This window comes from Ruminococcus sp. AM42-11 (assembly GCF_003480145.1).
GTDB classification, from domain to species: Bacteria; Bacillota; Clostridia; order Lachnospirales; family Lachnospiraceae; genus Blautia_A; species Blautia_A faecis.
The window spans coordinates 106,260-131,614 of the sequence record NZ_QUIO01000007.1; the positions used below are offsets into that span (position 1 = coordinate 106,260).

Consider the following 25,355-nt stretch of genomic DNA (forward strand, 5'->3'; position numbering starts at 1 on the left):
TATAGGAATACCGCCCATAGGCGACATATCCGTTTTGTAACTGTTCAGCACCTTCACAGTTATATGTTTCGCAAAACAGCCCCTGCTGAATAGCAGCCTCTATTTTTTATAATTTTCCAGATAGTCAAGAACTGCTGTCGGCTCATCCAGAAAGACTACCAGATCCAGCACGGAAAAATCCATGAATTTCTCTTCTGCTGTGTACTCCAGCAATGCTTTCATCTTGTCATAATATCCGTCAATGTTATACAGCACAATTGGGCGGTCAATACGTTTCAGGCTTTTCAAGGTAAAAATCTCAAAAAATTCCTCGTAGGTACCAATTCCGCCAGGTGCTACGATCGTAGCATCTGATTTTTCTTCCAGAAGTTTTTTGCGCTCTCTCATATTCTCTGTGAAAATAAATTCCGTGCATTTCTCATACAGAACTCCAGGCTGGTCAAAAAATCGGGGAGCAATTCCAAGTATGTAACCATTTTCTGCTGCCACGCCTCTGGCTGCTGCTCCCATCATTCCGGTAGCTCCGCCGCCAAACACCAGACCGTGACCTCTTTTTCCCATTGCTCTTCCAAGCTCTTCTGTTTTTTCATAATAAATGTTTTTAAGCAGTGCACTTGAAGCGCCATATACACATATGTTCAATCTGTTATCCCCCTTATTTTTTCTTCTAAACACAGGTGCAGCCTACCTGCGGCAGCACCATATACGAAAGTCAGCTGGCATATATTTTCCAGTCAGCTTCCGACAGCCGCGCAAAACAACATATTTGCCACACCGCACAAAACCATCACCAGAATGGGATTCATTTTAAATTTTCTTAAAAGCACCAGTGCGGCAGTAAAGAACACCACCATTCGAATGCATATGTTTTCCCGAAACAGTTCCAGTGCACCATTTATAAAAAAGGATGATACTAAAATGGTGACTCCTGCCTTGGCGATCATGGCCACAACCGCCGGGCGAAGGGATGTAAGAGTTCCCTGGAGAAGGGACATTTTCCGGTATTTCGTGTAAATATATGCCAGCAGGGTTACAATTATACAGGAGGGTAAAATACAGCCAAGAGTAGCCACCACTGCGCCACCAGGACCAGCAATCCTGGTTCCTACAAAGGTTGCGGAGTTTACTGCAATAGGACCAGGAGTCATCTCTGCAATGGTCACAAGATCCGAAAAGGTTTCCATGGAAAGCCAGCCATGCATAGTCACTACCTGTTCCTGTATAAGAGGCATTGCTGCATATCCACCTCCAAAGCTTAATGCACCAATCTGAAGGAAGCTGAAAAAGAGCTGAAGATAAATCATTTTTTGCTGCCCTCCTTCACAAGTGTACGCGCAAATCCAAATACAGCCACAATAAGTATTATATAAATAATGTTCACCTTCAGAAAATAGCTTGCACAAAAACTGATGACCATAATAATCACATTTACCCAGTCTTTTGACTTCGCCACGTTTTTCCCCATGTCGTATACCACGGAAATGATCACAGCACCTACGCCGGCAGTCATGCCTTTCAAAAGAGCTGCTATATAATAATTAGAGCAGAATGCATCATAAAACAAGGAAATCAGGGACAGGATCACCATTGGCGGAATAATAGCCCCCAGAACCGACAGCAACATTCCCGGTATTCCCCCAAGCTTGTATCCCACCACAATTGCTCCGTTTACCGCGATTGCTCCTGGAGATGACTGTGCGATTGCCACCAGATCCAGCATTTCTTCCTCATCGATCCAGTGATATTGATCCACAAATTTCTCTTTCAATAAAGTAACGATCACATATCCGCCGCCAAAAGTAAACGTACTAAGATATAACGAGGCAAAAAAAAGCTTTCTCAGCACATATCTTTTATTCTTTTGTTTTTCTTCCATTTCCGGCACTCCTAATAATTCTGCATGATTTCTGTGCATCGCGAAGCGTGTTACTGGTCAGGTCATGAACAATCACGCTTTTCTTTTTTAAGATAACGCACTATAGGTATGTCTGTCAATTAAAGTTTTGGAATGCTTCTGGCATTTCAGAAGGCAGAACAAATATTCGATTCTGCTGTACTTTTATAAAAAAGGATGCTATACTGAAAACAGTTAAAGCGTGTTTGATTTTATAAAAGAAAGGACTCATATGGATCATTTTGAATTACATTCCGAGTATAAACCAACCGGCGATCAGCCACAGGCTATTGAGAAACTGGTAAAGGGATTTAAAGAGGGAAATCAGTTTGAGACGCTGCTTGGTGTCACCGGCTCTGGTAAAACTTTTACTATGGCAAACGTTATTCAGGCGCTGAATAAGCCTACTCTGATCCTGGCCCATAATAAAACTTTGGCAGCGCAGCTCTATGGTGAGTTTAAGGAATTCTTCCCTGAGAACGCAGTGGAATACTTTGTCTCCTATTACGATTATTACCAGCCAGAAGCATATGTGCCTTCTTCTGACACTTATATTGCCAAGGACTCTGCGATCAATGATGAAATTGACAAGCTCCGTCTTTCTGCCACTGCCGCCATGTCAGAGCGAAAAGATGTTATTATCATCTCTTCTGTGTCCTGTATCTATGGATTGGGTTCTCCTCAGGAATTTCAGGACATGATGATTTCCCTGCGTCCTGGCATGACTAAGGATCGTGATGAGGTTATCCGGGAGCTGATCGACATTCAGTACACCCGAAATGAAATGGACTTCCACCGAAGTACCTTCCGCGTCCGTGGCGACACTCTGGAGATTTTTCCGGCTAACAGCTCAGATACCGCTGTCAGAGTGGAGTTTTTCGGAGATGAGATTGACCGTATCTCTGAGATTGATGTGCTCACCGGAGAAATCAAATGTCAGCTTGCGCACATCGGTATTTTCCCTGCTTCCCATTATGTAGTACCAGCGGAGCAGATTCAGAAAGCAGCCATTGCCATTGAAGAGGAATTAAAAGAACGGGTAGACTACTTTAAAAGCGAAGACAAGCTTCTGGAAGCCCAGCGTATCTCCGAGCGTACCAACTTTGATATTGAAATGATGAAAGAAACCGGCTTCTGCTCCGGTATTGAGAACTATTCCCGTCATCTTTCCGGACTGGAGCCAGGGCAGCCACCTTATACTCTGCTGGATTATTTCGGGGATGATTTTCTTCTTATTATTGATGAGTCGCACAAGACAGTCCCACAGGTTGGCGCTATGTATGCTGGCGACCAGAACCGTAAACAGACATTGGTAGACTATGGTTTCCGTCTGCCCTCTGCTAAGGATAACCGCCCTCTGAGTTTTGAAGAATTTGAGAATAAACTTGACCAGGTTTTGTTTGTATCTGCTACCCCGGGAGATTATGAATACGACCATGAGCTTCTCCGCGCCGAGCAGATCATCCGTCCTACCGGTCTTCTGGATCCGAAAGTGGAGGTGCGCCCTGTAGAGGGACAGATAGACGACCTGATTTCTGAAATAACGAAAGAAACCTCCAGAAAAAACAAAGTGCTGATCACAACTCTCACCAAACGAATGGCCGAGGATCTTACCCAGTATATGAAAGATGTGGGAATCCGTGTCCGTTATCTTCATTCGGATATTGATACCCTGGAGCGTGCAGAAATCATCCGCGACATGCGTCTGGATGTATTTGATGTGCTTGTAGGCATTAACCTTCTGCGAGAAGGACTTGATATTCCTGAGATCACTCTGGTTGCTATTCTGGATGCAGACAAGGAGGGCTTCCTTCGTTCTGAGACTTCCCTGATCCAGACCATTGGCCGTGCTGCCCGAAACAGCGAAGGACACGTTATCATGTATGCAGACGTGATGACGGATTCCATGAGAAATGCCATTGAGGAAACCAACCGTCGCAGGGAAATCCAGGAAGCCTATAATAAAGAGCATGGAATTACTCCTACTACTATTAAGAAGGCAGTCCGTGATCTGATTGCAGTTTCCAAGGCAGTTGCTGAAACTGAAGTGAAGCTGAAGAAGGATCCGGAATCCATGAGCAAAAAAGAGCTGAAGAACCTAATCTCCCAGTTGGAAAAACAGATGCGCCAGGCTGCTGCAGACTTGAACTTCGAGCAGGCAGCAGAGCTGCGTGACAAAATGATCGAATTGAAGAAAAATCTTGCAGATGCGGAAAAGTAATCCTTCGATTTCCCCATGCATTTTGCCAGTCAGATTTGGCACTATTTATCAGCTTCAAGAGAGCGCTTCACGATCTGATTAAAGCGTGTTTGAAGAGTGAAAAGCCTGATTTTCAGGCTCACCGCCCTTGCATATCATAGAAAAATCTTATTTACAGACTTTTTCTCACAGTCTCTGTTTGAAAAAGATTTCTGTAAGATGTACGTCACAATTTACAGGATTCTCTGCCTGCAGCGGATCGCCTCCGGCCACATTTATATTTGCGCCGCAGTGCGATCCCGCCCGGCAAGGGGTTCCGTTAACCTTGATTATTCATCAATTAATTTTTATTTATCTTCACTGAAAAATTTCTAAAATGCCCTTCCGCATTTTCTGAGAACATTCCGATATAAGTTCCGGTAAAACTCATGTACATAGTTCCTTCTGTAGCCAGCCCTGCAGTAGAACCGCTGCCCAGCTTCTCATAGTATTTTCCATCTTCGCTGTACCAGAAATCATATTCCAGAGGATTACCGATAATACGAAAATGAATATTTTCCCCAGAGGATACTACCTTCTCAGCTGTTCTTGCAAACATATCATGAATATGCCTGGAAAGACAAACCTTGTACTGTCCGCCCTCTCTGGTTAAGTAAATTTCATAATGATAAAATTGATTGTAGAATGTACCCAGTCCCACTCTTTTATTTAGACCTTTGACGTTGCTGTCTTGGGAAAACGGACAGGCATCTGAAAAATTTCCTTTCAGACTCACCACAACATCTGCCTCAACATCAAATTCCTTCTGCCTGATTCCGACCCATGTCGGAGTATCCGTGTCATTTAAAGTTACGCTTGTTCCTTTCAAAATAAGCCGTCTGGCAGCGGTATCACGCACATAATTTTCCATATGCGGAGTTCGAACCCAGTTATAATGCAGGCTGAATTTCTCTTCCGAAAAATCATCTGTAAAATCCCGGCATATCGGCTGCACCTGGTCGCCTGGAAGTGGTCCCTCCATTTCCAAAGCGATTCTGCCATCGTTTCCAACAACCGGCCAACCCTCTTCATCCCATTTTACAGGGCTTAAAAATGTCTCTCTTCCAAGATGATGAAGTTTCAGACCTCGCTGCGGAGTGCAAGAAGGCCGAATTCCCAGACAAACCAGCCACCAGTTTCCATTCTGATCTACTTCCAGATCAGCATGTCCAGTGCAGGAAATAGAGCCATCCGGATTATCCCGGTGACTGAGAATTGGGTTATGGGGACACACCTCATACGGTCCAAATGGAGAATCTGCTCTTTGCATGGTAACCATATGTCCATATTCTGTGCCACCCTCTGCAAGAAGCAAATAATATTTTCCATTCAGCTTGTAAATATGAGGTCCCTCCGGACAGATTCCGCCGCATCCATGACTGATACATACACTTTCGGACAGCTTTTCTCCTGTGTATGGATTGATTTTACACATAAAAATTCCATCCCTGTCATCTTTATCTCTGGAAGTAGAGGCGAAGTAAACATCTTCACCATCAAACAGCAAAGTAGGATCAATCCCTTCCTGATCAATCCATACCGGCTTTGACCATTTCCCATAAATATCGCTGGTATGTACAATCAAATGTCCCTTATGTGACACATTGGTAGTGGTCATAAAAAACTCACCGTTATGGTAACAGAGCATCGGCGCATAAATTCCGCCTGACGGCCGAACACCGTCCAGATAAAGCTGCTCTTTATCTCTCAGACAGTAATTGATCAGTTCCCAGTTCACAAGATTCTTACTGTGGTAAACCGGCACTCCGGGATAGAATTCAAAAGTTGAATTTACAAGATAAAAATCATCCCCGACTCTGCAAATCGACGGATCTGGATTGTAACCAGAAATAATGGGATTTTTGTATTTTTGTATTCTGATATCTGGCATATTTTTCCTCCTGACCTGCAAACCGACAAATGCGGTTCTCTTCATAAGATATCTATAGATTACTATGATTCAGAAGGAATAACAACCCTAAAAACTTTTGCTGTATTACAGGAAAAGTTGTATAAACGGCACTGCAAATATGGGAAAATGTGGGTATGCTCCGAACATTTTGGGGATAACCTCTTGAAAACCGGAATTCTATATGTTATACTGATGCCCGTTGAAAAGCCCAGAAAAATAAGGTCTTAAGCGGCTTTTCCGCCGATTCCCGGCGTAGGCCATATACCTTCCGGTATATGCCTCCGCGGCATTCGTCAAATGTCCATGTAAGCATGGCCGCTTGACTCATTGCAGCGCGAAAATGAATCGAGTGTTCGTGACCTTCCACTCGTAAAACAAAACTAAAGGAGACAAATGAATATGAAAAACAAGAGTACCCTGTTTCTGGTGCAGGCAGCGCTGATTGCGGCTGTCTATGTTGTACTGACACTGGTGTTTGCACCGTTTAGTTATGGAGAGATTCAGGTTCGAATTTCCGAAGCCCTGACCATTCTTCCATTCTTCACACCAGCTGCCATTCCTGGTCTTTTTGTAGGCTGTATCCTTGCCAACCTGCTTGGCGGTGCAATTCCTCTGGATATTGCATTCGGAAGCATCGCAACCCTCATCGGAGCTGTATTTACTTACAAACTTCGTAACAGCAACAAATGGCTGGCACCAGTTCCACCAATCGTAGCCAATGCAGTTCTGGTTCCATTCGTACTTCGTTACGGCTATTCCGTCAATCTTCCGATTCCACTTATGATGCTTACGGTAGGTGCCGGAGAGATCATTCCTGCGGAATCTTTGGAATGGTACTTCTCACTGCACTTTCCAAGTACAAGAATACACTGTTTGGCAAACAGGCTGCTGCTAAATAATTTTTTTCAATTTGCAAACCCGGGTAAGAGGTTTTTATGCTCCTCCTTACCCGGATTTTTTTCTCTATTTTTTCTTTTTTTCAAAAAAGTCTCTCATTTTCATTAATTTCATCATATATTTTATTGCGAATCCTCCCTGCATACTATATAATTAATTAATCTTTTATCAAATTAAAGAGGGAAAGAGGTAAAGAAACAAATGAAAAATTTATGGAACAAATGGACCGGGATTGCACTGGTGAAACGAATCGTCGTTGGTCTGATTCTTGGTGCCATCCTTGGAGTTGCAGCCCCCGGTGCAACCAGCATTGCCATCCTTGGCGATGTATTTGTAGGTGCTCTGAAAGCCATCGCACCCCTTCTGGTATTCTTTCTGGTTCTCAGTTCACTGTGCAACGCAGGAAAATCCCATGGCGGCGTTATCAAAACAGTAGTTGCCCTTTACATGTTCAGCACTGTACTGGCAGCTGTGATTGCCGTTTTCGCCAGCATGATTTTCCCTGTACACCTGACACTTACCAATGCAGCCGCAGACGCCAGTGCCCCACAGGGTATTGTGGAGGTCCTCAGCAACCTTCTTCTGAATATTGTTGCCAACCCGGTATCTTCCCTGGTGAATGCAAACTATGTAGGTATCCTTACCTGGGCCATCCTTCTTGGTCTTGCCCTTCGTACAGCAAATAACACCACAAAAAAAGTCCTTGCTGACATTGCAGACGGAATATCCCTGGTGGTCAGCTGGATCATCAACCTGGCACCCTTCGGAATCTTCGGTCTGGTATTTAACACCGTATCCACCAATGGATTAGACATTTTCACTACCTATGGAAGACTACTGTTGCTGTTGGTAGGCAGCATGCTTTTCATCTACTTTGTAACAAACCCGCTTCTGGTTTACTGGTGTATCCGAAAGAATCCATATCCGCTGATTCTGCACTGCCTGAAAAAAAGTGCCATCACCGCATTCTTCACCAGAAGTTCTGCTGCCAATATTCCAGTAAATATGAAAGCCTGTGAGGAGATGGGGCTCGACCGTGACACCTATTCCGTAACCATTCCTCTTGGTGCAACCATCAACATGGACGGAGCTGCTATCACCATCACCGTTATGACAATGGCAACTGCTTTTACCCTTGGAATCCACGTTGATATCCCAACAGCTATCATCCTCAGCCTTCTTGCAGCCCTTTCTGCATGTGGTGCTTCTGGTGTTGCCGGCGGATCCCTCCTTCTGATTCCTATGGCCTGCTCCCTTTTCGGAATTTCTGACGACATTTCCATGCAGGTTGTAGCCGTAGGCTTTATTATCGGAGTTATCCAGGACTCAGTTGAGACAGCCCTTAACTCATCTTCTGACCTGCTTCTCTCTGCTTCTGCAGAGTTCAGACAGTGGCGTCTGGAAGGAAAAGAGATTAAATTCTAACACCCAATAATGCTCTGGAAAATATGAGAAAATACTTTGCTTTTTTCTCCTTTTCCAGAGCGTGTTTGAAAAAGGCTCTCTGCAAAATGTGCATCACAATTTGTGGGAGATTTCTCTCAGCTTCTTCAATATCCTTTTCTCCATCCTGGAAATCTGAACCTGGGACATTCCCATTTTTTTTGCAACCTCTGTCTGTGTCATATCCTGAAAATACCGAAATACAATCAGTCTTTTCTCCTCTCCTTCCAATTTTTCCAGAATTTCCTCCAGAAAAATCCGGTTCAAAAGCTTTTCATGGCGATCCTCTTTTTCCGGAAGCCTGTCCACAAGCTGCAAATCCGTTCCATCTCCCTGATACACAATCTTGTAAATAGAATCCACCTCTGCAGCCGATTCCAGCGTCATCGCCAATTCTTCCATCGGCATATCCATAGCATCTGAAAGTTCTCTTAGATCCGGCTCACGGCCTAACTTTTTCTCCAGTTCCTCCCTCATTTTACAGATCTTATATTGATTCTCTTTTATGGAGCGGCTCACCTTCAGAATTCCATCATCCCTAAGAAACCGCTTAATCTCTCCAATGATCATTGGGATAATGTATTATAGTGGAAATTTTGAAATTTCCTTTATCCAATAGGGTAATTATCTTGAATAAGATATATGAAATTTTACACGCAAGAAGATATATCCCCTTGCGATGTATTAACTATAGAAATGTAATTTACTGTAGTGTCAAAAGATCATTATACTCAATTTCAACATAATCATTCGATATTTTGATCTTTTTGATATATTCACGTACAGTCTTCTGTCTTTCATTGAAAGACATGAACTCCCAGCTGTCAGCAACACTTTTGAATGCTTTAGCTCTTGCTGTCATATCTTTTGCTCTGGTGTTCTTTAATGTGTACTGTTCTATCTGTGTATTCAGATTTTCCAATTCTTTATTGATCTCACCAATCGTCTCCAGCAGGACACTATTATTGGTATCGGATGCATATAAATTATACAGGGATTTCAGCTTACCTTCAAGAACTGATTTTCTCTGGTTCATAGCTTCAAATCCTTTTTGATTTTGCTGTTCTGATTTTTCTTCGATTACCTCATATTCCTTTGATAATTTCAGCATATCACTGACAACAACTTCTTCAACTTCAGCTGCATCCAATTTTCCGTTCTGGCAATTTGGATTCTTAACCAGGTGTGGTTTACTATGGTCTAATGAGTAACAGTAAATCATCACTCTTCCACCGCTCCATTTTTGATAACGCATCTTTGCCCCACATAATCCACAATATATTAACCCAGTAAGTAAATACTGTGATTTATGAGAAGTTGCTCTCGTTCTTGTTTTTCGCAATTCCTGAACTTCATCAAACAGTTTTTTATCAACTATCGGCTCGTGAAGACCATCAACGATTTCCTTATTATATTTGAGCTTTCCAATGTATGTCACTCTGGATAACATATCGGACACTTGTTTGTCTCCTTTTAAATCGAACATCTTTGCCAGTGCATACGTGGAATAGCCTTCCTTATATAATTCAAAAATCTTTCTGACTGTTTCTGCATCTTTATTTGGCACAAGAACGTCATCACCGTTATTATAGTCATAACCAAATGGTGGTTTCGTCCCTCTCCATTTTCCGGTTTTGATTCTCTCTGTAATTCCCATCTGTGTACGTTCACGAATATTTTCACGTTCATACTGAGCAAATACAGATAAGATACCTACCATTGCTTTTCCATATGGTGTTGTTGTATCAAAGTTCTCATTTAAAGAAATAAATCCAACATCATTTGCTTCAAACACGTCTTCCAGAAGATAAATCGTATCTTTCTGACTTCTGGACAAACGATCAAGTTTAACAACTACAACTGATTCCACTTTGCCCTCTTGAATTTCTTTAATAAGACGTTTCATCTCCGGTCGATTCAGATTGCTTCCTGAATAGCCACCGTCAATATACAGATCATAATTATCAATCTCCTGATAATTACAATACTTTTCAAGCTTCTCTGTCTGAGCACCTACTGAATATCCTTCTTCAAACTGAAAATTTGTAGAAACTCTGATATACAATCCTGTTTTTTTATTATTTGAGGTATTCTTTCCAATTCTTATGTTTCTCACCTCGCTCTTTCCTCCTCTCACGTATACTATACCATCCTTCCAGAAAAATTTCAACTTATTTTATTTGTCTAAGTATGTTATATGAAATTTCTTCTTTCAGCTGCATCGACTTTAATATTATCAACTGCTCCCATCTCTTTATTCATCTGATATAAGATCTGACGAACTACCGGGGAATCCAATTTGAATCTTTCTAAATCTTTATCTTCGATCACATTACCATTTGCATCATATCTTCTTACAATTTTTAATGCCATCGCAATCCCTCCCTTTATAAATCATATTCAATCGTCTCTAAAAAATCACCAGAACCGCTCGTCCTGTATTGTCATTCTTTTGTGTTATCTACATTTTATGACGTCGTTTTCTGTTGAATTGTCGAAAGCAGGAATATCATTGCTCGCTTTCGTTCATTCCCATTTGAATCCGTACTGCTTTCAGTACCCGATCCAAACTCCACTTATTTACTCTTCCGCATTTCTCAATAATGCATTTTGTAGAAATGCTCATAACCTGTTCAGCCAATGCCAGGCTTCCTTTTCGGATCCCTGTCATATCGTATTTACTGATAAATACATGTGTTGGTAAATACCGCTTCTTATATATTCTTGATGTCAGCGGAACTACTGTAATGACTGAACTGTATGTATTGGCTTTGTTGTTACTTACTACGATCACCGGTCTTACTCCACCCTGAACCGAAGTTGTCGGGAACATACCGAGATCCGCCCATAAGATATCTCCTCTTCGAATCGTCACTTGTCATCTCTCCAATCTTTTTAATTTGTAAAGCATTCATAGCGCTATATTGGCTCCACAGGAATACGGCAGAGTTCCTTTCCAAGATGGAAAGCTCTGCCGCATAACCTCTATAGCCAATTTGATTATTAAACAGTGCTCGCTCGATTCTATTTATCCTCGATACCCCGAATCGTTACTCCTGCATCTGCAGGAAGGGAATAATAACCTGCCCGGATGCTATACTCCGGACCACAACCCAAAAACTCTCGTTTCCAGGCTCTGGCAGTTCATAGGTTTACCAGTTACAGACTTCTCAGGGTCTGCAAGTGTATCGCATCTCACACATGTCATCGCATCACCAGCCTGCCGACTGGCTTTGGTCAGTGCTTTTTCGCAGCATTATTGACTCTAAATAGTTTCTTACGTCTTATAATCCTATAGCGGCATCTTCCTCGTGCTCACTGTATGAAATGTCACGTCAGTTATTATTGGATATTCAGTTATCATGGTGCATTTTAGGGAGTCCTTAAAGCTCCTCTAATTACTAAAGTCAAATGACTTCGGCAGATGCAAAAAAATTTTCGAAATTTTTTAAAAAATTTTTTTCATATACATTTCACGCATTTTATTAAGGATCGTTTTCAGCTTGTAAGCTAATACCTGTCTGGAAATCCCCATAATCTCTGCCATCTGTGTCTGTGTCTTGTTTTCAAAGAAAATGCCGTAAATAATCATGCGTTCCTCGGTATTCAGCTGATCGATCACTTTATGAATATCCTGCTGTTCCATTTTCGTCAGTACACTGTGCTCCACGTCACAATTCAGATCCGGGAAATCTTCAATCATGAATCCTTCCCCATCAATGGACTGTCCACTGTAAGGTACCTCCCGCAGCATCTTATCCACGACTTCCCCCAGTTCGTTCTTAATCTCAACTTTTTTTGCCTTGCTACTTCTGTAAAAATTGTTCATCGCATACGCAACTTCTCTTGTAATCTCGATCATTTCTCCATCAATATTTGCGTAGTACTTTCCGTCATAAAAATATGGGTGTTCAATATACATATCCGTTCCTCCTGAATTTGAAATCTTGTTGCTCGTTTCAAATCCAGAAGGCGGACCTCTGTTTAGGATCATGCCTGCTCCGCCTTTATCCTGCCGGGACATACCCGCAGTTATTGGCTGAAAAATTCAGGCACAAAAAAAAGCCCCAGTAGTTTTTTCTTAACTACTGAGGCTTTCGTCTCTTTCTTGTATCCAGTTATCTATGCCCTCTTTCATCAGCATAATCATTGTATCAGGATAAAGTTCACAAAGTATCCGCAATACGTTCCCATAAGTTCATGTCATTATTAGAATCGTACATATTTCAGTGTAAAAAGTTCACCGTGTTATTCTTCTACTTCTTTTCCATCTATATATAGTTGGAATTTATCAGGATTATTGACAACATCATAGTCCTTTCCATATTCTACAGGTCTGTATTCGGCTGTCATTACCGATTCCCCGTCTTCAATATCCTCTTTCCATAAATAGATGTTCATATCAATGCTCGTCGCATATCCCCTGTCTGTAGAGAATTTTGTCGAATGAAAAGAATCATCCTTGTACATCTGCAAAAGTTCTCTTGCAAACGCTTCCCTATCCTCAATATTTTCCCGATTAGCGACCACAGTTAAATTTTCATCCCGATTTATGGAAAATGTTCCTACTACATCCGGTTCACCTCTCTTATGACCGGATTCAGTTTTCCCATAAATACTTCCTGCAGCAATTATCAAGATCACTGCTCCTGTTATCACTGCAATTATCTTTTTCTTCATATTTTCATTAATTTCCTTTTAATTGTTTTACTGCGTAATTGATTACTTCTTCCGGTGTGGGTCTGTCTCCTTTAAGTGTCATTTTCTTCCATTTTTCCTGCACAGCTGGATCAGGATTATCAAAGCCTGCATCTATGGCTATCTGCATTTCTCTGCGTACTTCTTCTGGTGTTGTGTTGTACTTTTCTGCAATCTTCTCATAAATAGTTTTCTCTCTCATTCATTTTCCTCCAATATAAAAAGAATTACATCTTGTTCTATGGAACTAATTTAGCATATTTCTATCGTCATGAAAAGACACTTTTCAACTTAAATCTGGATAAAGGGGCAAAAAAAGAAGAGCTACTTGCTCTTCCCAGTTTTGTCATATTATTCTTCCAATAATGTATGGATTACTTTGATAATTTTTTTCTGCTCTTTGATCGGAAGTTTTTCTATTTTCTCTGCCAGCTCATTGGTAACACCTGTAACTGAATGTGCCACAACATCAATCAAAAGAGTATCTGCAGAAACATCTAATGCATTTGCAATTGCAACAAAGGTATCCAATTTTGTAACTTTCAAGCCTCTCTCTATTACACTCACATGCGTCGGACTTAAATTTACTAATGCAGCCAGTTCCTCTTGCGTGAGATTTTTTGCTTCTCGTGCTGATTTGATTCGCTGTCCTACTGCTTTCAAATCCATCGTAACACCTCCTCCAGAACGAATAATCGTTCTGAATTTAGTATACTTGTGAATATCTTAAATATACAGAATCGCAAAACCAAGTTCTAATTCTATAGAACTATATTTCAAGATTTTCTTTGCATATTCGTAAAAAAGCGTTATGATAGAATCAGTTAAATCAAAGGAGGTATCAAATCATGAAATCGCATAAATACTGGTCCCTCGGAGCACTTTTCTGTATGTTGGGATGCATTTATTCTGGAATCAGAAAATCTATGACTGCACATAAATATTTTGCCTATTCTTCATTGCTTTGTATGGGCATGTCCATTTATTCCGGTCACAAACTGGTTTCTCCAAAGAAGAAAAAAATCACTGAATCAAATAATAGTGAGAATAGTTAAACAAAAAACTGACCTTTATTCATCAAAAACGAAGTTGCTGGAGAGTATTTTTCTCCAGCAGCACTTTCTTCATCTTTAAGCCATTGAAACACAATACTGTCCAATCAGCTTCGTCCAACTATTATATTTATTCTTTTCACACACCTTTCGGCAAATTTCATTTTCCATCAGTACACAGAACATCTTATCATAATCAAATGCCCAGACAGCACCATTCACATGGTTTTCCACTGCTTTCTGATCTATGTGCTTTAAGCGTGTGACCATTTTTTCAATTTCTCCATTTCCCAAGTTACCGATATTTTTACAGATAAACCGAAAGAAATTCAACGTTGCATATTCGTCATGCCAATGGAATTCTTCTGGATTGTTTTTAATTTTACTGGCTCGCTGCTGTTCTTTGATTATCTGATCAGCTACACCCTTCATCGAATCTTCGTATCTCATATTATTCACCTACTCTTCCTCAACGCCCAGTGATGGTTTAAATCTTTTATCTTTTGCCTGCGGTACCACTATCTCATAAAAATAAAATCCTAAATATCCAAGTGCCTGCTTCTTCATTTTATAAAAAGAAGTCCTGCCTACGCCTAACTCCTGCTGTACTTCCACATCTGTCTTATTATAATGACTGCAAAAGCAGGAATGAAGAATCTCACTGAGCATCACACCATTCGGTGCATAGAACTTTACCAGTGTCATTCCACGATAGATCATATCTGACAAGCCGTAAATAATCATCAGGTTATTCATTTCCCGGTGCATCTTTGGCACATTCAGCTGATTGTTATAAATGCTCAGATAACTCAACGCATATGCCATATCTTCATTGATTTTCTCCTGGCACTCCATATCCAATTCTTCTAACACAATCTGATTTTCCAAAATCAATTTCTGATAGCTTGTCATCAGTTCCTTGATATCTGTATAATGTCTCTCCATCGTTACTTCCAGATAATCCTGTGCATGGCTTGCCATCTGGAAGGTAATCTCTTTCATTGATTTAATTGCATAATCTCTGTCTGTCATCAGTTTCAAAATCTCCTTATCATCATCACACTAACTGGCGGTCTTTCAGACCAGTTCGCTTTCCCCATGATTTTGATGGGAAGCAATTACTTACTACAACTTGCAGAAGCGGATATCCAAAAGGCATTGTGGGAGCTGCCTTTGCTGACCGGAATCCATCTTCTTATGTAAAACCTACAGGAATATAAAGGGAAAGTGACTATCCCTGCCGGTTAATAATCCAAATAATATCGTCTATACCAATCTCTCCTTATGCTGTTTTTCTCTCCATAAACCATTTATCCACTTCATAAAACAAATGGCTTTCCTGTCCCTGTATCATACAGGTATACATCATTCCTACACCGCCTGCCTTTCTGCTGGCACATCGCTCAATTTTCAAAATTCTGTCAATGTTATATTTTCTTCCATCTTCCCAGGTGAAAAATATAGGAACCAGTTTTCCGTCTTTCCGAAACTCTGCCACTACATCTACATACACTTTATTCATACCGACACCTCACTATAAGATCTCTATTGCTCTTGGCGATGCCGGAATCCTTCGGATATATCCGTTTTGTTCCAACTGCTTAATTCTGGAAAAAGCAGATGACGTTGATCTTACTCCGATCAGTTTTCCAAATTCCCGAACTGTCGGCGGATATCCATGCTCCTTCGTATAATTCAAAATGCACTGATAGCTTTCTTCCTGTTTTCTGGTTAATGTCTGTTTCAAATCTATCCCTCCCATTATCCATGAAAATAACTGTGTGGATGAACTGTATGTGTACCAGCGTCCAAGTGGGATAAGACTTTATCCTGATACATAACTGCTCTCTGTATACTGAAATAACCAAACCGTCGTCTGATCTCATCTACAGTGCGATCCATCTTTTCCAATTTTTCCTGTTTCTCTTGATTACCAAAAAGTTCCAACTGGACGGGAATATCATCCAACACAAGATCTACTGCTCGAATACCAAGGCTTCTGATTGGATGCTCCCATTTATAATAATCCTTAAACAATTGAAATGCTGCTGTAACAATCTCATCTGTTATATTTGTTGGATGATGTAATTGTTTCTGCCTCGAAAAACGAAACAAGCCATTGTCTCGGACCGTAATTTCTATCGTTTTGCATTTAAAACCATGTTTTCTTAATCTTGCTGCAACGCTTTCTGCCAGTGCCATCTGAATGATCCAGACATCCAGATCATCTTCTAAATCTCTTGGAGTTGTGGTACTATTACCAATTGACTTCACCGGAGCTGTATACCCATCTTTGCAAACTGGATCATCGTCCCAGCCATTTGCAAATGACCATAACACAATTCCCATCTTTCCAAAATGGCTTTCTAACATTGCTTCATCACTTTCTGCAAGTTCCCCAATGGTTCGAATCCCCAGCTTCTGAAGTTTCTTCCGAGTCTGTCTTCCAACATAAAGCAGATCCGATGCAGGAAGCTGCCAAATCATACTTTTATAATTCTCCCGGTTAAACTCTGTAATCGCATCTGGCTTTTTGTAATCTGAACCAAGTTTCGCATAAATCTTATTCCAGGAAATTCCAATACTTACCGTTACACCCAGTTCGTATTTAATCCGATGGTTGATTTCTCTTGCAATCGTTATTCCGCTTCCTTTCAGATTTCTACTGTCTGATACATCCAGCCAGGCTTCATCAATCCCATATGGCTCGATCTTGTCCGTATACTCCGAATAGATTTCTCTTGCCATCTGTGAAAATCTCAAATACAAGTCCATCCGTGGTGGCACAAAAATGATTTCCGGACAAATCTGTTTTGCCTGCCATAATGCCATTCCGGTCTTTACACCTTTTCGCTTTGCAATATAATTTGCTGTCAGCACAATTCCATGTCTGGCTTCCGGATCACCGCCAACTGCAAGAGGCATTCCGGCAAATTCCGGGTGATGCAGCATTTCCACACTTGCATAAAATGAATTCATGTCGCTATGAAGAATTGTCCTGTCTCCCATTAACTCCACCACCTTCTCTCTGTTTGGTTTATTGTCTTATCAATTTCTGTATGCTTAGTATATATCTCCGTATTGGAGATAGTCAAGCGACATCTTGGTCGTATTATCTCCTTTTCGGAGATTTTTCTTGATTTTTGATTTTATTCGGGTTATAATGCATATAGAAAAATCAAAAAGAAATGAGGCGAACATATGCGTGCTTTCGGAGAAGTATTAGTAGAAAACAGAAAAAGGAAAGGCTACTCCCAGGCGGATCTGGTGGACTTACTTGCTCAGGAAGGAATTGAAGTTACTACGAAAGCAGTCTCCAAATGGGAGAATCTAACAAGAGAACCCTCCTTACACACAATCCTGACAGTTTGTCAGATTTTAGATATTGAAGATATATACGAAGAATTTTTAGGTGAAAATCCATTTGATCATGTCATGGAAAATTTGAATGAAGACGGCAAAGCTAAGATTATTGAATTTGCCAATCTTCTGCGGGCGTCCAGAAAGTATCTTCCGCATAGAGCCGATATCATTCCATTTGAAAATTATCAGCCGATTGCAGTAGAGCCAGCTTCTGCCGGTACTGGAAATTATATTGAAGACAGTGTAAAAGAAAGTTACAATGTCGGTCATCTCGCACCTGAAAAGACGGATTTTGGAATCCGTATATCTGGTGACAGTATGGAACCAATGTATCATACCGGAGATGTTGCATGGGTTCATAAACAAGACAGTATCTCCAACGGTGAAATCGGTATCTTCTATCTCAATGGCAATACCTATATCAAAGAGCTACATGACGGTCCGGATGGAGTTTATCTGGTTTCATTGAATGAAAAGTATCATCCAATCCAGATTTATGAATCTGATTCTTTTAAAATCTTTGGGAAAGTAATCGGAAAATGCAAAGGAGCAGAAATCCCTGGTTTTCATTAAAGATCAACTGCAGACTTCTAGCCTGCTCTTGCTGAAAATAATAAAGGAAGTGATAAAATGGCAATTAACAACACACTTAAAGATATCCGTGAAGAACGAAATCTCGTTCAGGCAGATCTTGCAAAAGCTGTCGGTTCTTGCAGTGATACCATCGGACGCATTGAGCGTGGTGAGCGAAATGCCTCTCTCGAAATTGCAATCCGTCTGGCACATTATCTGAAAATGCCAGTAGAAGAGATTTTTCAAATTGAAGACTGAACCGCAAATATCAGAAAACCGAGGACTGTTCCCCGGTTTTTCTTTTTCGCTAAACTATTTAGAGTCCTTTTACAAACTCAACTGCATTTTTTATATCTTTTCCATCTGGATGTCCTTTTGCTATACCACCCACCAGTTTAAATGGGCCAAATGTGTCATAGACCTTGCATCCGAATTTTCCGATTGCTGTAGAATGCTTCTTGCCCAAGATCTGCTCTATGGATTTATAATTCGCACTTCCACCATAAGTACAGATCAGAAATACCCCTTTGTCGTCCGGTAGATTCTTCTCTGCAAATCCCAATATCGACTGATGAAATTTTGAAAAATAGATTCCTGATGCAAACCCAATCGTATCATAACTGCTCAGATCTGCATCTGGCTGTTTTACAGCATCAATCAAATCAACCTGACACTCTTCTGCAATGCTCTTTACTAATTTCTCTGTGTTTCCATGATGCACAGATGAATATACGATTACCTTTCTCATCATTCTTCCTTTCCTCTATTCCCATCAATCATATCATAGCTCATATCCAAAAAATCTAATGTCTTTGCTTCACTTACTGAACCATCCAGTAAAATTGTGATCCAGTGCTGTTTGTTCATATGGTATCCTGGCAAAAATCCAAAGGTCTGAATAATCATACTTGTCATTTCCGGATCACATTTTACATCCATAATATCGACAAATTCATTTCCTTCTAATCCTAGTTTGCATTTTTCAACGCTCATGACCACAGCATACCATTTTCCATTCTTATGTCGCAACACAACATTATCTGGTGATTGTGCCCATAAATACTCCGGCATCGTACCATACTGTTTCTTCACATATTCAAAAATTTCTTCTTTCTTCACAATCTATTCAACTCCTGATTCTCCTGATATCCTGCCCATAATCATACCATATTTTCACTTCCCGTGCTACCTGCCAAATTCTTTTGCATTTTCCCGGTTCTCCTGACTTTAACTAATAGAGGGGTAAAACAGCAAGGACAGGAAGTGAGGATACACTTCCGGGAAATCCCAATTTAGGGTACCCTGCCCTAAATTGAAAAACGTTGAAAGCAACGATACTACTGTCCTCTCAGAAAGGAGAACCCACCAATGGCTGAAAGAAAGAGAAACAAAGAAATCCATTTTTATGTCACCGAAGAAGAAAGGAAGCTTATACGCAGGAAGATGATAGAATCAAAAACCAAAAACATGGGAGCTTATCTGCGTAAGATGGCAATCGACGGTTACATCGTCAACACCGATACCACCCCACTGAAGAAACAGTATGAGGAAATGCACAAGATTGGTGTAAATATCAACCAGATTGCAAAAAAGGTAAATACCACCGGGGATCTATATCCAGAAGAAATGCAAGAATTGAAAGAGATGGTGAAAGAATTATGGCGTATCTTAAAATCTTTCCCATTAAGGTAACTGACAAGAAAGCTCTGGACTATATTACAAATCCAGATAAGACAGATGAAAAACTGTTAGTTTCCAGTTTTGGCTGTTCCCCGGAAACTGCAGATCTTGAATTTTCTATGACAAGAGAAATGGCAAAAAAAAATGGAATGGATAAAGGCGATAACCTGGCATTTCATCTGATCCAATCATTTAAACCTGGAGAAGTTGATGCCGAAAATGCCCATCGCTTAGGTCAACAATTTGCTGACGAAGTGCTGAAAGGAAAATATGAGTACGTGATCAGCACACACGTTGACAAAAATCATATTCACAATCATATCATCTTCAACGCTGCAAGCTTTGTTGATCATCACAAGTATGTTTCCAATAAGCGGAGCTACCATAAACTCTGCAGAATCAGTAATCGTATCTGCCATGAAAATGGACTTGCCACCAGCATGCCAACCGGAGAAAAAGGTAAAAGCTATAAAGAGAACATGGAATATCATCGTGGCACCAGTTGGAAAGCCAAGCTACGTGTCGCAGTTGATAAATCAATCTGGACTTCCATCAACTATGAGGAATTTCTGCAAAAGATGCAGTTAGCCGGATATGAAGTCCGGCAGGGAAAGCACCTGTCCTTCCGTGCACCGGAGCAGAAGAACTTCACTTATATGAAATCTCTCGGAAGCTATTATTCCGAAGAAAATGTTCGCATCCGTCTGGCTAAAAATCGTAGCAAAGTAAAAACTCCAAGACATCTGTCCAGAGAAGCTCGCTTGTATATCAATATCTCCACTTATGTCACAACTGGAAATCGAGAGGGATTTGAACGATGGGCAAAGCTCAATAATCTAAAAGAGGCAGCCCGCACCTTCAACTATCTTTCCGAAAATAACTTGCTGAATTATGACGATTTCAGGCAGCATGTATCTGACATTGAAGCTTCTGTGAAAGTTGCCGACCAAAGAATAGCACAAATCAACAGTGAGCTGAGCACGCAGAAAGTCATTCAGAAACACTGCAATTCTTACCGGCTTTGTCGTAAAGTAATTGAAGATTGTAAATCTGCTAAAAATCCAAAAGCATACCGCACCAAACATCAGGCAGAATACCAGCTCCACGATTCACTAAAAAAAGAGCTTCAGGATCTCGGTATCACCAAAATCCCAAGCTCTAATAAAATCCAGAAGCGGATTGAAAATCTTGAATCTGAACAGGATGCTACTGTCCGGGAAAAACAGGAATTGCAGAAAAAGCAGAAAACCCTAGAGATCATTCAGCAGAATTTCACTGCACTGCTCGATGCTCCTGAAATCAATTCAGACTTACTTCCGGCAAAACGGAAACCTGTTTCTGTCACAAGAGATAAATAAGATTGCACTGACAACTCAATTATTGTCTTCTAAATCTTCCCAGCTTCAGGACAATGGCAGCATTAAAAATGGGGAAGTATCGGCATCTACCATTAACCAACCAGTATATCAACCAGCTGGCAGTCCAGTTTAAAACATCCACAAACCCTGATATGCGCCGTTATGAAAGACCTCACGTCAATGAATCTGGTGCGGAGATTCCAGTGTGGGACCTTATTTAAAAACTGACGATGGTAAGAAACACCAGGTATATATCATTACGCTGATTGATGATGCCAGCCGCTTCATTGTCGGCATTGATGTCTTTTTTCACGGTAACTTTGTAAATCTTATGTCGGTCATTAAGTCTGCCGTTGCAAAATACGGCCGCCCACAACTTTTTAACTTTGATAATGGCAGAAGCTATAAAAACAAGCAGATGGAACTGCTTGCAGCCCGGATCGGTTCTGTCATCCATTATGATCAGCCATACTCCCCGACACAGAAGGCAAAAATTGAGCGCTGGTTCCGCACCATGAAAGATCAGTGGATGGCAGGGCTTGATATCAGATAGTTTCATTCACTGGATGAACTCAGAGGAAATCTGGTTTGGCATTATAAACCGACGTCTTCTTAAAAGAAAAAGCTATCGCTCTATAGAGGAACTAAAAGCGGGTATCCTGCACTTTGTAGAGCAATATAACGTTATGGCAAAGCCTTTTAAGTGGACTTATAAAGGTGTGCCTTTGACAGTTTGATATTACTTAATTATTAATGCAACCATGTACTAGTTAATCCAATTTCTAGCTATGAATAATGTTCTTATTTATTCTATCCATCTTAATTTATATTACTAAAAATTTATTTAAAATTTTATATCTAATTTGCGATTATCCGCATAAACACTATACTTTCAAGCACTTTGAAGTATAGAAAATTATTTAATTTACCACGAATTTACCACAATTGAATGAGCCTTGATATGACAATAAAATAGCACTAAAAAGACACCCTTTACACCTGAGTGGTGTCTTTTGTTAAAAAGCAGTCAATCCTAAGACTAACTGCTTTGTGTGTATGGATATAAAGTTGTCAAACTGGGATTGTATGTTGGAAATTATTCTACATCAATCACATCATCTTCACCTATTTCTATGAAAGTGGTGCTACTATCTGTTGAAACGTTTTTAGATACTGACATATTAAATATTATCAAGAAGATATTCAATAGCACAATTACTAGGAATATAACCCCAGCAATTTTCCAAATTTTTTTGCTACGCCTATTCTTAATTGCCATCTGTTCACTGATTTTTGCAAGTTGTTCTGCGATGACATCATTATCATCTTCATCAGGTATTGTTCCTCCAAGTAATACAAATTAACATTATAGTTGCATTACTCTTATATTGATGTAAAACTTAATATTCTATTGTTCCCAATATCACATAGAACCGAATTTACTACCACTATCTCATTTAAAAATGAAAATATCTTCTATCGGTGCATTGAGAACCCGTGAAATATCAATCGCCAGTTTTAGAGATGGATTGTATTGTGCTTTTTCCAACCTCATAATTGTTTCTCTACGAACCCCGACTTTTTCTGCCAGTTGTTCTTGTGTTAAACCTTGTGCTACACGATATACCTTTAAGTTGCACATGAAATCTTCTACCATGACTTATTCTCCTTTTTCGTAGCGGTATAATAAATAGTTGCTAAGAAAAATGACTAAAGCATAGATAAGTGAAACAGAAATGAGCATAAAAATTGCACACCATTCCACATTACGAGAAAACATTCCTATTGCCATAAGCCAAATGACTATAAAGAGAAGTTTAAATCCTACTTTATAGGCGTTTGTTTCTGCTTTTCTTTTATTTTCTAAAAAAAGTTCATCTTCTAAAGTGTGAGAAAGTTTTCCTTCAAAGAAAAAGCCGAAAAAGCCAAAAAATATAAAGAATACAAAAGGATATATTTTCCCATATTCAAAATAAGTCCAAAAACCGCTAAAACCTAGAAATCCAAATATTCCACACAGTCCCCAATATGAAGATACTGTTCTTGAATAGTTTTTGTCTTTAAAATTTTTAGAAAAGGCGTTTTTAAAGAAGATAACTGTTACATATAAGACATAAATAGCTATCAAAGCACCGACTATCAACATTGGTATATCCTTTATGGAAAATACATAATTAGACATATCCATGTTTTTAACCCAGCGTGCGTCGTTAAATAATAAAGAGTAAATTATCCCTGCAATCAGTAATATTACACACCCTACTCCCATAAAGATAACTTGTTTCATTTGTTTTTTTGTCATAATCATCCCTCTTTTCAATGTGATGTTTTTGTATCTTTATAAGACAAATATATCACTTAATATAAATGGTGTCAACAAGAAAATGATACCAAAGAGAAAGTCGCATTGACAGAGGAACAGGAACAAGCATTATTGTCATTTATTAAGACGGACAATGTGTATCACAAGCATTATGATGATGTGCTGATACTGTTAAAGACAGGACTTCGTATCTCGGAACTGTGCGGACTGACAGTAGCCGATATTGATTTTAAGAATGAAGTTGTGATTATCGACCACCAGTTACTAAAGAGCAAGGAACAGGGCTATTATATTGAAACGCCTAAAACAAAAAGCGGAATAAGGCAAGTGCCATTAAGCAGAGAAACGATACAGGCATTTCAACGGGTTATGAAGAAACGCCCAAAGGCAGAACCATTTGTGATAGACGGACGGAGCAATTTTCTGTTTGTCAATCATAAAGGCAAGCCCAAAGTTGCGATTGACTACAACGCCTTATTTATCCGTATGGTAAAGAAATACAACAAGCACCACAAGGACAATCCCTTGCCACATATCACACCGCATACGCTACGCCATACATTCTGCACAAGATTGTCAAACAAGAACATGAACCCAAAAGATTTACAGTATATCATGGGACATTCAAACATCAGTATCACAATGAACTGGTACGCTCATGCGTCCATAGATACCGCAAAATCAGAGGTTCAGCGTCTAATCGCATAGAAGTATTTACCACGATTTTAACCACGATTGACAGGGAAAATATAAGAAGATAGACCTAGATATGCGAGGTTTACCACAAAAGCAAAATGCCCGTAGAGCCGATAAAATAAGGCTTTGCGGACATTTAGGAAGATATAAAAAGATAGTCAAAAAGACATATATAATTTCAGTATAATTAAATATGGTGACTACGCCTGCAGTACTGTAGCCGCTAGAAATTCAACTCATTCCAAGAAATTTTTAATAACCTCAAATGTAGCATCTTCAGCAATTTCTTTTCCATTAATTTTTTTTCTTGTCGGATAATGCCCTGCATCATTTTTCAACCAGAACAGTACTTTTCTATTGATTATTTTGCTTCTATTCGAATACAATGACTGCTTTAACGTTACCATATCATCTCTTTCATTTTGCATAACAAGAATCTCACCTTGAAAATGGTTAATTCCGTCCACCCCCGTGTATTTTGCTATTTCCCCATATTTTACAATTCCCATTATGTATATCCACACTTGAACCAAATAAGATAGTCCTTTTATTGTCTTTTGTAAGCATGAACTGACATATGAACTGGGATGATTAAATCCAGATATAATAATCGACTTACTTACACCTAAATTATCAAAATTTAGCAGCGCAGCCACCGCATATGCGCCTGTACTATGACCAACCAACTCAATTTCCATATTGAGATTCATACTCTCTACATATTTTATTGCACTTTGAGCATCTAGCAAAAATTGTGAAAATCCGCCTATTTTCTTTCCCTGGCTCATACCACAGCCAGTCATGTCATAAGCAAAAACTGAATACTTTCTTTTTACGAATTCTTCTATTTCTATTTCATAATCTTTATATGTTACTCCATATCCATGAACTAATACTATTATTTTTTCAGATAATTTATTATCTTTAGCATTCCAAAAGATATAGCCTTTAAGCTTATTTTTACCAGACACAAATTCAACTTCTTTTTGATGAATCCAATCTGGGATTACCATCTTTGGTCCTTTTTGTTCAATTCTTTTTCCAAATTGAATTTCTATTCCCACGCACGCTATTACAAAACTAATAAATACTAAAAATCCAAAAACACCTATAACAATAAAGGAAATCTTCATAATTAAAACTCTTCCTCCATCGCTGTGACGGCGCAAAAAACACTGATAATGTTTCATTCTGTTACATTTAATTTAACAAGAACCCTATTCTTTT

Annotated in this window: 31 protein-coding genes and 1 pseudogene; 10 read left to right on the plus strand and 22 right to left on the minus strand. The window is 39.8% G+C overall.

All coding sequences use genetic code 11. The features are described 5' to 3' along the window. Window positions 1–99 precede the first annotated feature (99 nt). The 3 genes from DW904_RS06250 to DW904_RS06260 form a co-directional block, all read right to left on the minus strand. Window positions 100–642 (minus strand): TIGR00730 family Rossman fold protein, encoded by a 543-nt coding sequence (locus tag DW904_RS06250; protein ID WP_118578562.1) that lies wholly within the window; start codon window positions 640–642, stop codon window positions 100–102. Window positions 643–734: 92 nt separating this feature from the next. After that, on the minus strand, window positions 735–1,304 hold the full coding sequence (locus tag DW904_RS06255) for a chromate transporter (RefSeq protein ID WP_118578564.1): 570 nt from the start codon (window positions 1,302–1,304) through the stop codon (window positions 735–737). Then, on the minus strand, window positions 1,301–1,876 hold the full coding sequence (locus tag DW904_RS06260; RefSeq protein WP_118578566.1) for a chromate transporter: 576 nt from the start codon (window positions 1,874–1,876) through the stop codon (window positions 1,301–1,303). The genes DW904_RS06255 and DW904_RS06260 overlap by 4 nt, the downstream gene beginning before the upstream one ends. A 250-nt stretch (window positions 1,877–2,126) precedes the next feature. Here DW904_RS06260 and uvrB point away from each other — a divergent pair, with 250 nt between their 5' ends. Then, entirely contained in the window at window positions 2,127–4,115 is a 1,989-nt protein-coding gene (gene uvrB, locus DW904_RS06265) for an excinuclease ABC subunit UvrB (RefSeq protein WP_118578568.1), read from the plus strand. A 319-nt stretch (window positions 4,116–4,434) separates the two neighbouring features. Here uvrB and DW904_RS06270 read toward each other — a convergent pair whose 3' ends face one another. Beyond that, window positions 4,435–6,024 (minus strand): glycoside hydrolase family 43 protein, encoded by a 1,590-nt coding sequence (locus DW904_RS06270; RefSeq protein WP_118578570.1) that lies wholly within the window; start codon window positions 6,022–6,024, stop codon window positions 4,435–4,437. A gap of 420 nt (window positions 6,025–6,444) precedes the next feature. On the opposite strand from DW904_RS06270, the gene DW904_RS06275 reads away from it, so the two are divergent. Beyond that, window positions 6,445–7,050: a QueT transporter family protein gene (locus tag DW904_RS06275; protein ID WP_347562037.1), complete on the plus strand. Its 606-nt coding sequence runs from the start codon at window positions 6,445–6,447 to the stop codon at window positions 7,048–7,050. Between the two features lie 93 nt (window positions 7,051–7,143). Beyond that, complete coding sequence (gene sstT, locus DW904_RS06280; RefSeq protein WP_118578572.1) at window positions 7,144–8,367, plus strand: serine/threonine transporter SstT; 1,224 nt, start codon at window positions 7,144–7,146, stop codon at window positions 8,365–8,367. Between the two features lie 93 nt (window positions 8,368–8,460). Here the strand turns inward: sstT and DW904_RS06285 are convergent, their stop codons facing one another. The 8 genes from DW904_RS06285 to DW904_RS06325 form a co-directional block, all read right to left on the minus strand. Further along, complete coding sequence (locus DW904_RS06285) at window positions 8,461–8,955, minus strand: sigma-70 family RNA polymerase sigma factor (protein WP_118578574.1); 495 nt, start codon at window positions 8,953–8,955, stop codon at window positions 8,461–8,463. Between the two features lie 133 nt (window positions 8,956–9,088). Next, window positions 9,089–10,501: a recombinase family protein gene (locus tag DW904_RS06290; protein WP_008688170.1), complete on the minus strand. Its 1,413-nt coding sequence runs from the start codon at window positions 10,499–10,501 to the stop codon at window positions 9,089–9,091. 77 nt (window positions 10,502–10,578) lie between these two features. Beyond that, window positions 10,579–10,758 (minus strand): hypothetical protein, encoded by a 180-nt coding sequence (locus tag DW904_RS06295; RefSeq protein WP_008688169.1) that lies wholly within the window; start codon window positions 10,756–10,758, stop codon window positions 10,579–10,581. 136 nt (window positions 10,759–10,894) lie between these two features. After that, complete coding sequence (locus DW904_RS06300) at window positions 10,895–11,260, minus strand: type II toxin-antitoxin system PemK/MazF family toxin (RefSeq protein WP_117457283.1); 366 nt, start codon at window positions 11,258–11,260, stop codon at window positions 10,895–10,897. Between the two features lie 573 nt (window positions 11,261–11,833). Continuing rightward, a complete protein-coding gene (locus tag DW904_RS06310) occupies window positions 11,834–12,307 on the minus strand; it encodes a sigma factor-like helix-turn-helix DNA-binding protein (protein ID WP_008688165.1) in 474 nt (157 codons plus the stop codon). A 326-nt stretch (window positions 12,308–12,633) separates the two neighbouring features. Further along, entirely contained in the window at window positions 12,634–13,065 is a 432-nt protein-coding gene (locus DW904_RS06315; protein ID WP_117457282.1) for a hypothetical protein, read from the minus strand. A gap of 7 nt (window positions 13,066–13,072) precedes the next feature. After that, complete coding sequence (locus DW904_RS06320) at window positions 13,073–13,285, minus strand: sporulation initiation factor Spo0A C-terminal domain-containing protein (protein ID WP_054335624.1); 213 nt, start codon at window positions 13,283–13,285, stop codon at window positions 13,073–13,075. A 149-nt stretch (window positions 13,286–13,434) separates the two neighbouring features. Beyond that, the gene (locus DW904_RS06325) at window positions 13,435–13,752 is read right to left on the minus strand and encodes a helix-turn-helix transcriptional regulator (RefSeq protein WP_117457281.1); all 318 of its coding nucleotides are present in this window, start codon (window positions 13,750–13,752) and stop codon (window positions 13,435–13,437) included. A gap of 179 nt (window positions 13,753–13,931) precedes the next feature. Between DW904_RS06325 and DW904_RS06330 the strand changes: the two genes are divergently transcribed. Continuing rightward, window positions 13,932–14,138 carry a DUF6219 family protein gene (locus DW904_RS06330; protein ID WP_054752894.1) on the plus strand — a complete coding sequence of 69 codons (207 nt, stop codon included), beginning with the start codon at window positions 13,932–13,934 and terminating at the stop codon, window positions 14,136–14,138. A 75-nt stretch (window positions 14,139–14,213) separates the two neighbouring features. Here the strand turns inward: DW904_RS06330 and DW904_RS06335 are convergent, their stop codons facing one another. The 5 genes from DW904_RS06335 to dinB form a co-directional block, all read right to left on the minus strand. After that, window positions 14,214–14,585, minus strand: coding sequence for a hypothetical protein (locus DW904_RS06335; protein WP_054335661.1), 372 nt, complete (start codon window positions 14,583–14,585; stop codon window positions 14,214–14,216). Window positions 14,586–14,594: 9 nt separating this feature from the next. After that, window positions 14,595–15,167, minus strand: a complete 573-nt coding sequence (locus tag DW904_RS06340) for a hypothetical protein (RefSeq protein WP_054335622.1) — start codon at window positions 15,165–15,167, stop codon at window positions 14,595–14,597. A 250-nt stretch (window positions 15,168–15,417) separates the two neighbouring features. Next, complete coding sequence (locus DW904_RS06345) at window positions 15,418–15,657, minus strand: hypothetical protein (protein WP_054335621.1); 240 nt, start codon at window positions 15,655–15,657, stop codon at window positions 15,418–15,420. A gap of 12 nt (window positions 15,658–15,669) precedes the next feature. Beyond that, window positions 15,670–15,882 carry a DNA-binding protein gene (locus DW904_RS06350; RefSeq protein ID WP_117457280.1) on the minus strand — a complete coding sequence of 71 codons (213 nt, stop codon included), beginning with the start codon at window positions 15,880–15,882 and terminating at the stop codon, window positions 15,670–15,672. A 14-nt stretch (window positions 15,883–15,896) separates the two neighbouring features. Next, a complete protein-coding gene (dinB, locus tag DW904_RS06355) occupies window positions 15,897–17,144 on the minus strand; it encodes a DNA polymerase IV (protein WP_118447374.1) in 1,248 nt (415 codons plus the stop codon). Between the two features lie 192 nt (window positions 17,145–17,336). Between dinB and DW904_RS06360 the strand changes: the two genes are divergently transcribed. Together DW904_RS06360 and DW904_RS06365 are read left to right on the plus strand one after the other, a co-directional pair. Beyond that, entirely contained in the window at window positions 17,337–18,071 is a 735-nt protein-coding gene (locus DW904_RS06360; protein ID WP_117457278.1) for an XRE family transcriptional regulator, read from the plus strand. Between the two features lie 57 nt (window positions 18,072–18,128). After that, window positions 18,129–18,329: a helix-turn-helix domain-containing protein gene (locus DW904_RS06365; RefSeq protein ID WP_054335619.1), complete on the plus strand. Its 201-nt coding sequence runs from the start codon at window positions 18,129–18,131 to the stop codon at window positions 18,327–18,329. A gap of 58 nt (window positions 18,330–18,387) precedes the next feature. Here DW904_RS06365 and DW904_RS06370 read toward each other — a convergent pair whose 3' ends face one another. Continuing rightward, the gene (locus DW904_RS06370) at window positions 18,388–18,822 is read right to left on the minus strand and encodes a flavodoxin family protein (protein ID WP_330421644.1); all 435 of its coding nucleotides are present in this window, start codon (window positions 18,820–18,822) and stop codon (window positions 18,388–18,390) included. Further along, window positions 18,819–19,190 carry an MmcQ/YjbR family DNA-binding protein gene (locus DW904_RS06375; RefSeq protein ID WP_117457277.1) on the minus strand — a complete coding sequence of 124 codons (372 nt, stop codon included), beginning with the start codon at window positions 19,188–19,190 and terminating at the stop codon, window positions 18,819–18,821. The genes DW904_RS06370 and DW904_RS06375 overlap by 4 nt, the downstream gene beginning before the upstream one ends. Before the next feature lie 249 nt (window positions 19,191–19,439). Here DW904_RS06375 and DW904_RS06380 point away from each other — a divergent pair, with 249 nt between their 5' ends. The 3 genes from DW904_RS06380 to DW904_RS06390 all read left to right on the plus strand — a co-directional run bounded on the left by DW904_RS06380 (window position 19,440) and on the right by DW904_RS06390 (window position 21,662). After that, window positions 19,440–19,763, plus strand: coding sequence for a MobC family plasmid mobilization relaxosome protein (locus DW904_RS06380; protein WP_055222055.1), 324 nt, complete (start codon window positions 19,440–19,442; stop codon window positions 19,761–19,763). Further along, the gene (locus DW904_RS06385) at window positions 19,730–21,109 is read left to right on the plus strand and encodes a relaxase/mobilization nuclease domain-containing protein (RefSeq protein ID WP_117457276.1); all 1,380 of its coding nucleotides are present in this window, start codon (window positions 19,730–19,732) and stop codon (window positions 21,107–21,109) included. Before DW904_RS06380 ends, DW904_RS06385 begins: the two co-directional genes overlap by 34 nt. Window positions 21,110–21,293: 184 nt before the next feature. Beyond that, on the plus strand, window positions 21,294–21,662 hold the full coding sequence (locus tag DW904_RS06390) for a DDE-type integrase/transposase/recombinase (protein WP_330421649.1): 369 nt from the start codon (window positions 21,294–21,296) through the stop codon (window positions 21,660–21,662). Window positions 21,663–22,562: 900 nt separating this feature from the next. On the opposite strand, the gene DW904_RS06405 is transcribed toward DW904_RS06390, so the two are convergent. Beyond that, window positions 22,563–22,766, minus strand: coding sequence for a helix-turn-helix transcriptional regulator (locus DW904_RS06405; RefSeq protein WP_015527881.1), 204 nt, complete (start codon window positions 22,764–22,766; stop codon window positions 22,563–22,565). Window positions 22,767–22,769: 3 nt separating this feature from the next. Then, the gene (locus DW904_RS06410; RefSeq protein WP_117887973.1) at window positions 22,770–23,411 is read right to left on the minus strand and encodes a DUF3796 domain-containing protein; all 642 of its coding nucleotides are present in this window, start codon (window positions 23,409–23,411) and stop codon (window positions 22,770–22,772) included. Window positions 23,412–23,489: 78 nt separating this feature from the next. On the opposite strand from DW904_RS06410, the pseudogene DW904_RS06415 reads away from it, so the two are divergent. Then, a pseudogene (locus DW904_RS06415) lies at window positions 23,490–24,140 on the plus strand (site-specific integrase); the annotation flags it as partial. Window positions 24,141–24,364: 224 nt separating this feature from the next. On the opposite strand, the gene DW904_RS06425 reads toward DW904_RS06415, so the two are convergent. Continuing rightward, window positions 24,365–25,261, minus strand: coding sequence for an alpha/beta hydrolase (locus DW904_RS06425; protein WP_117457275.1), 897 nt, complete (start codon window positions 25,259–25,261; stop codon window positions 24,365–24,367). Between the last annotated feature and the right edge of the window lie 94 nt (window positions 25,262–25,355).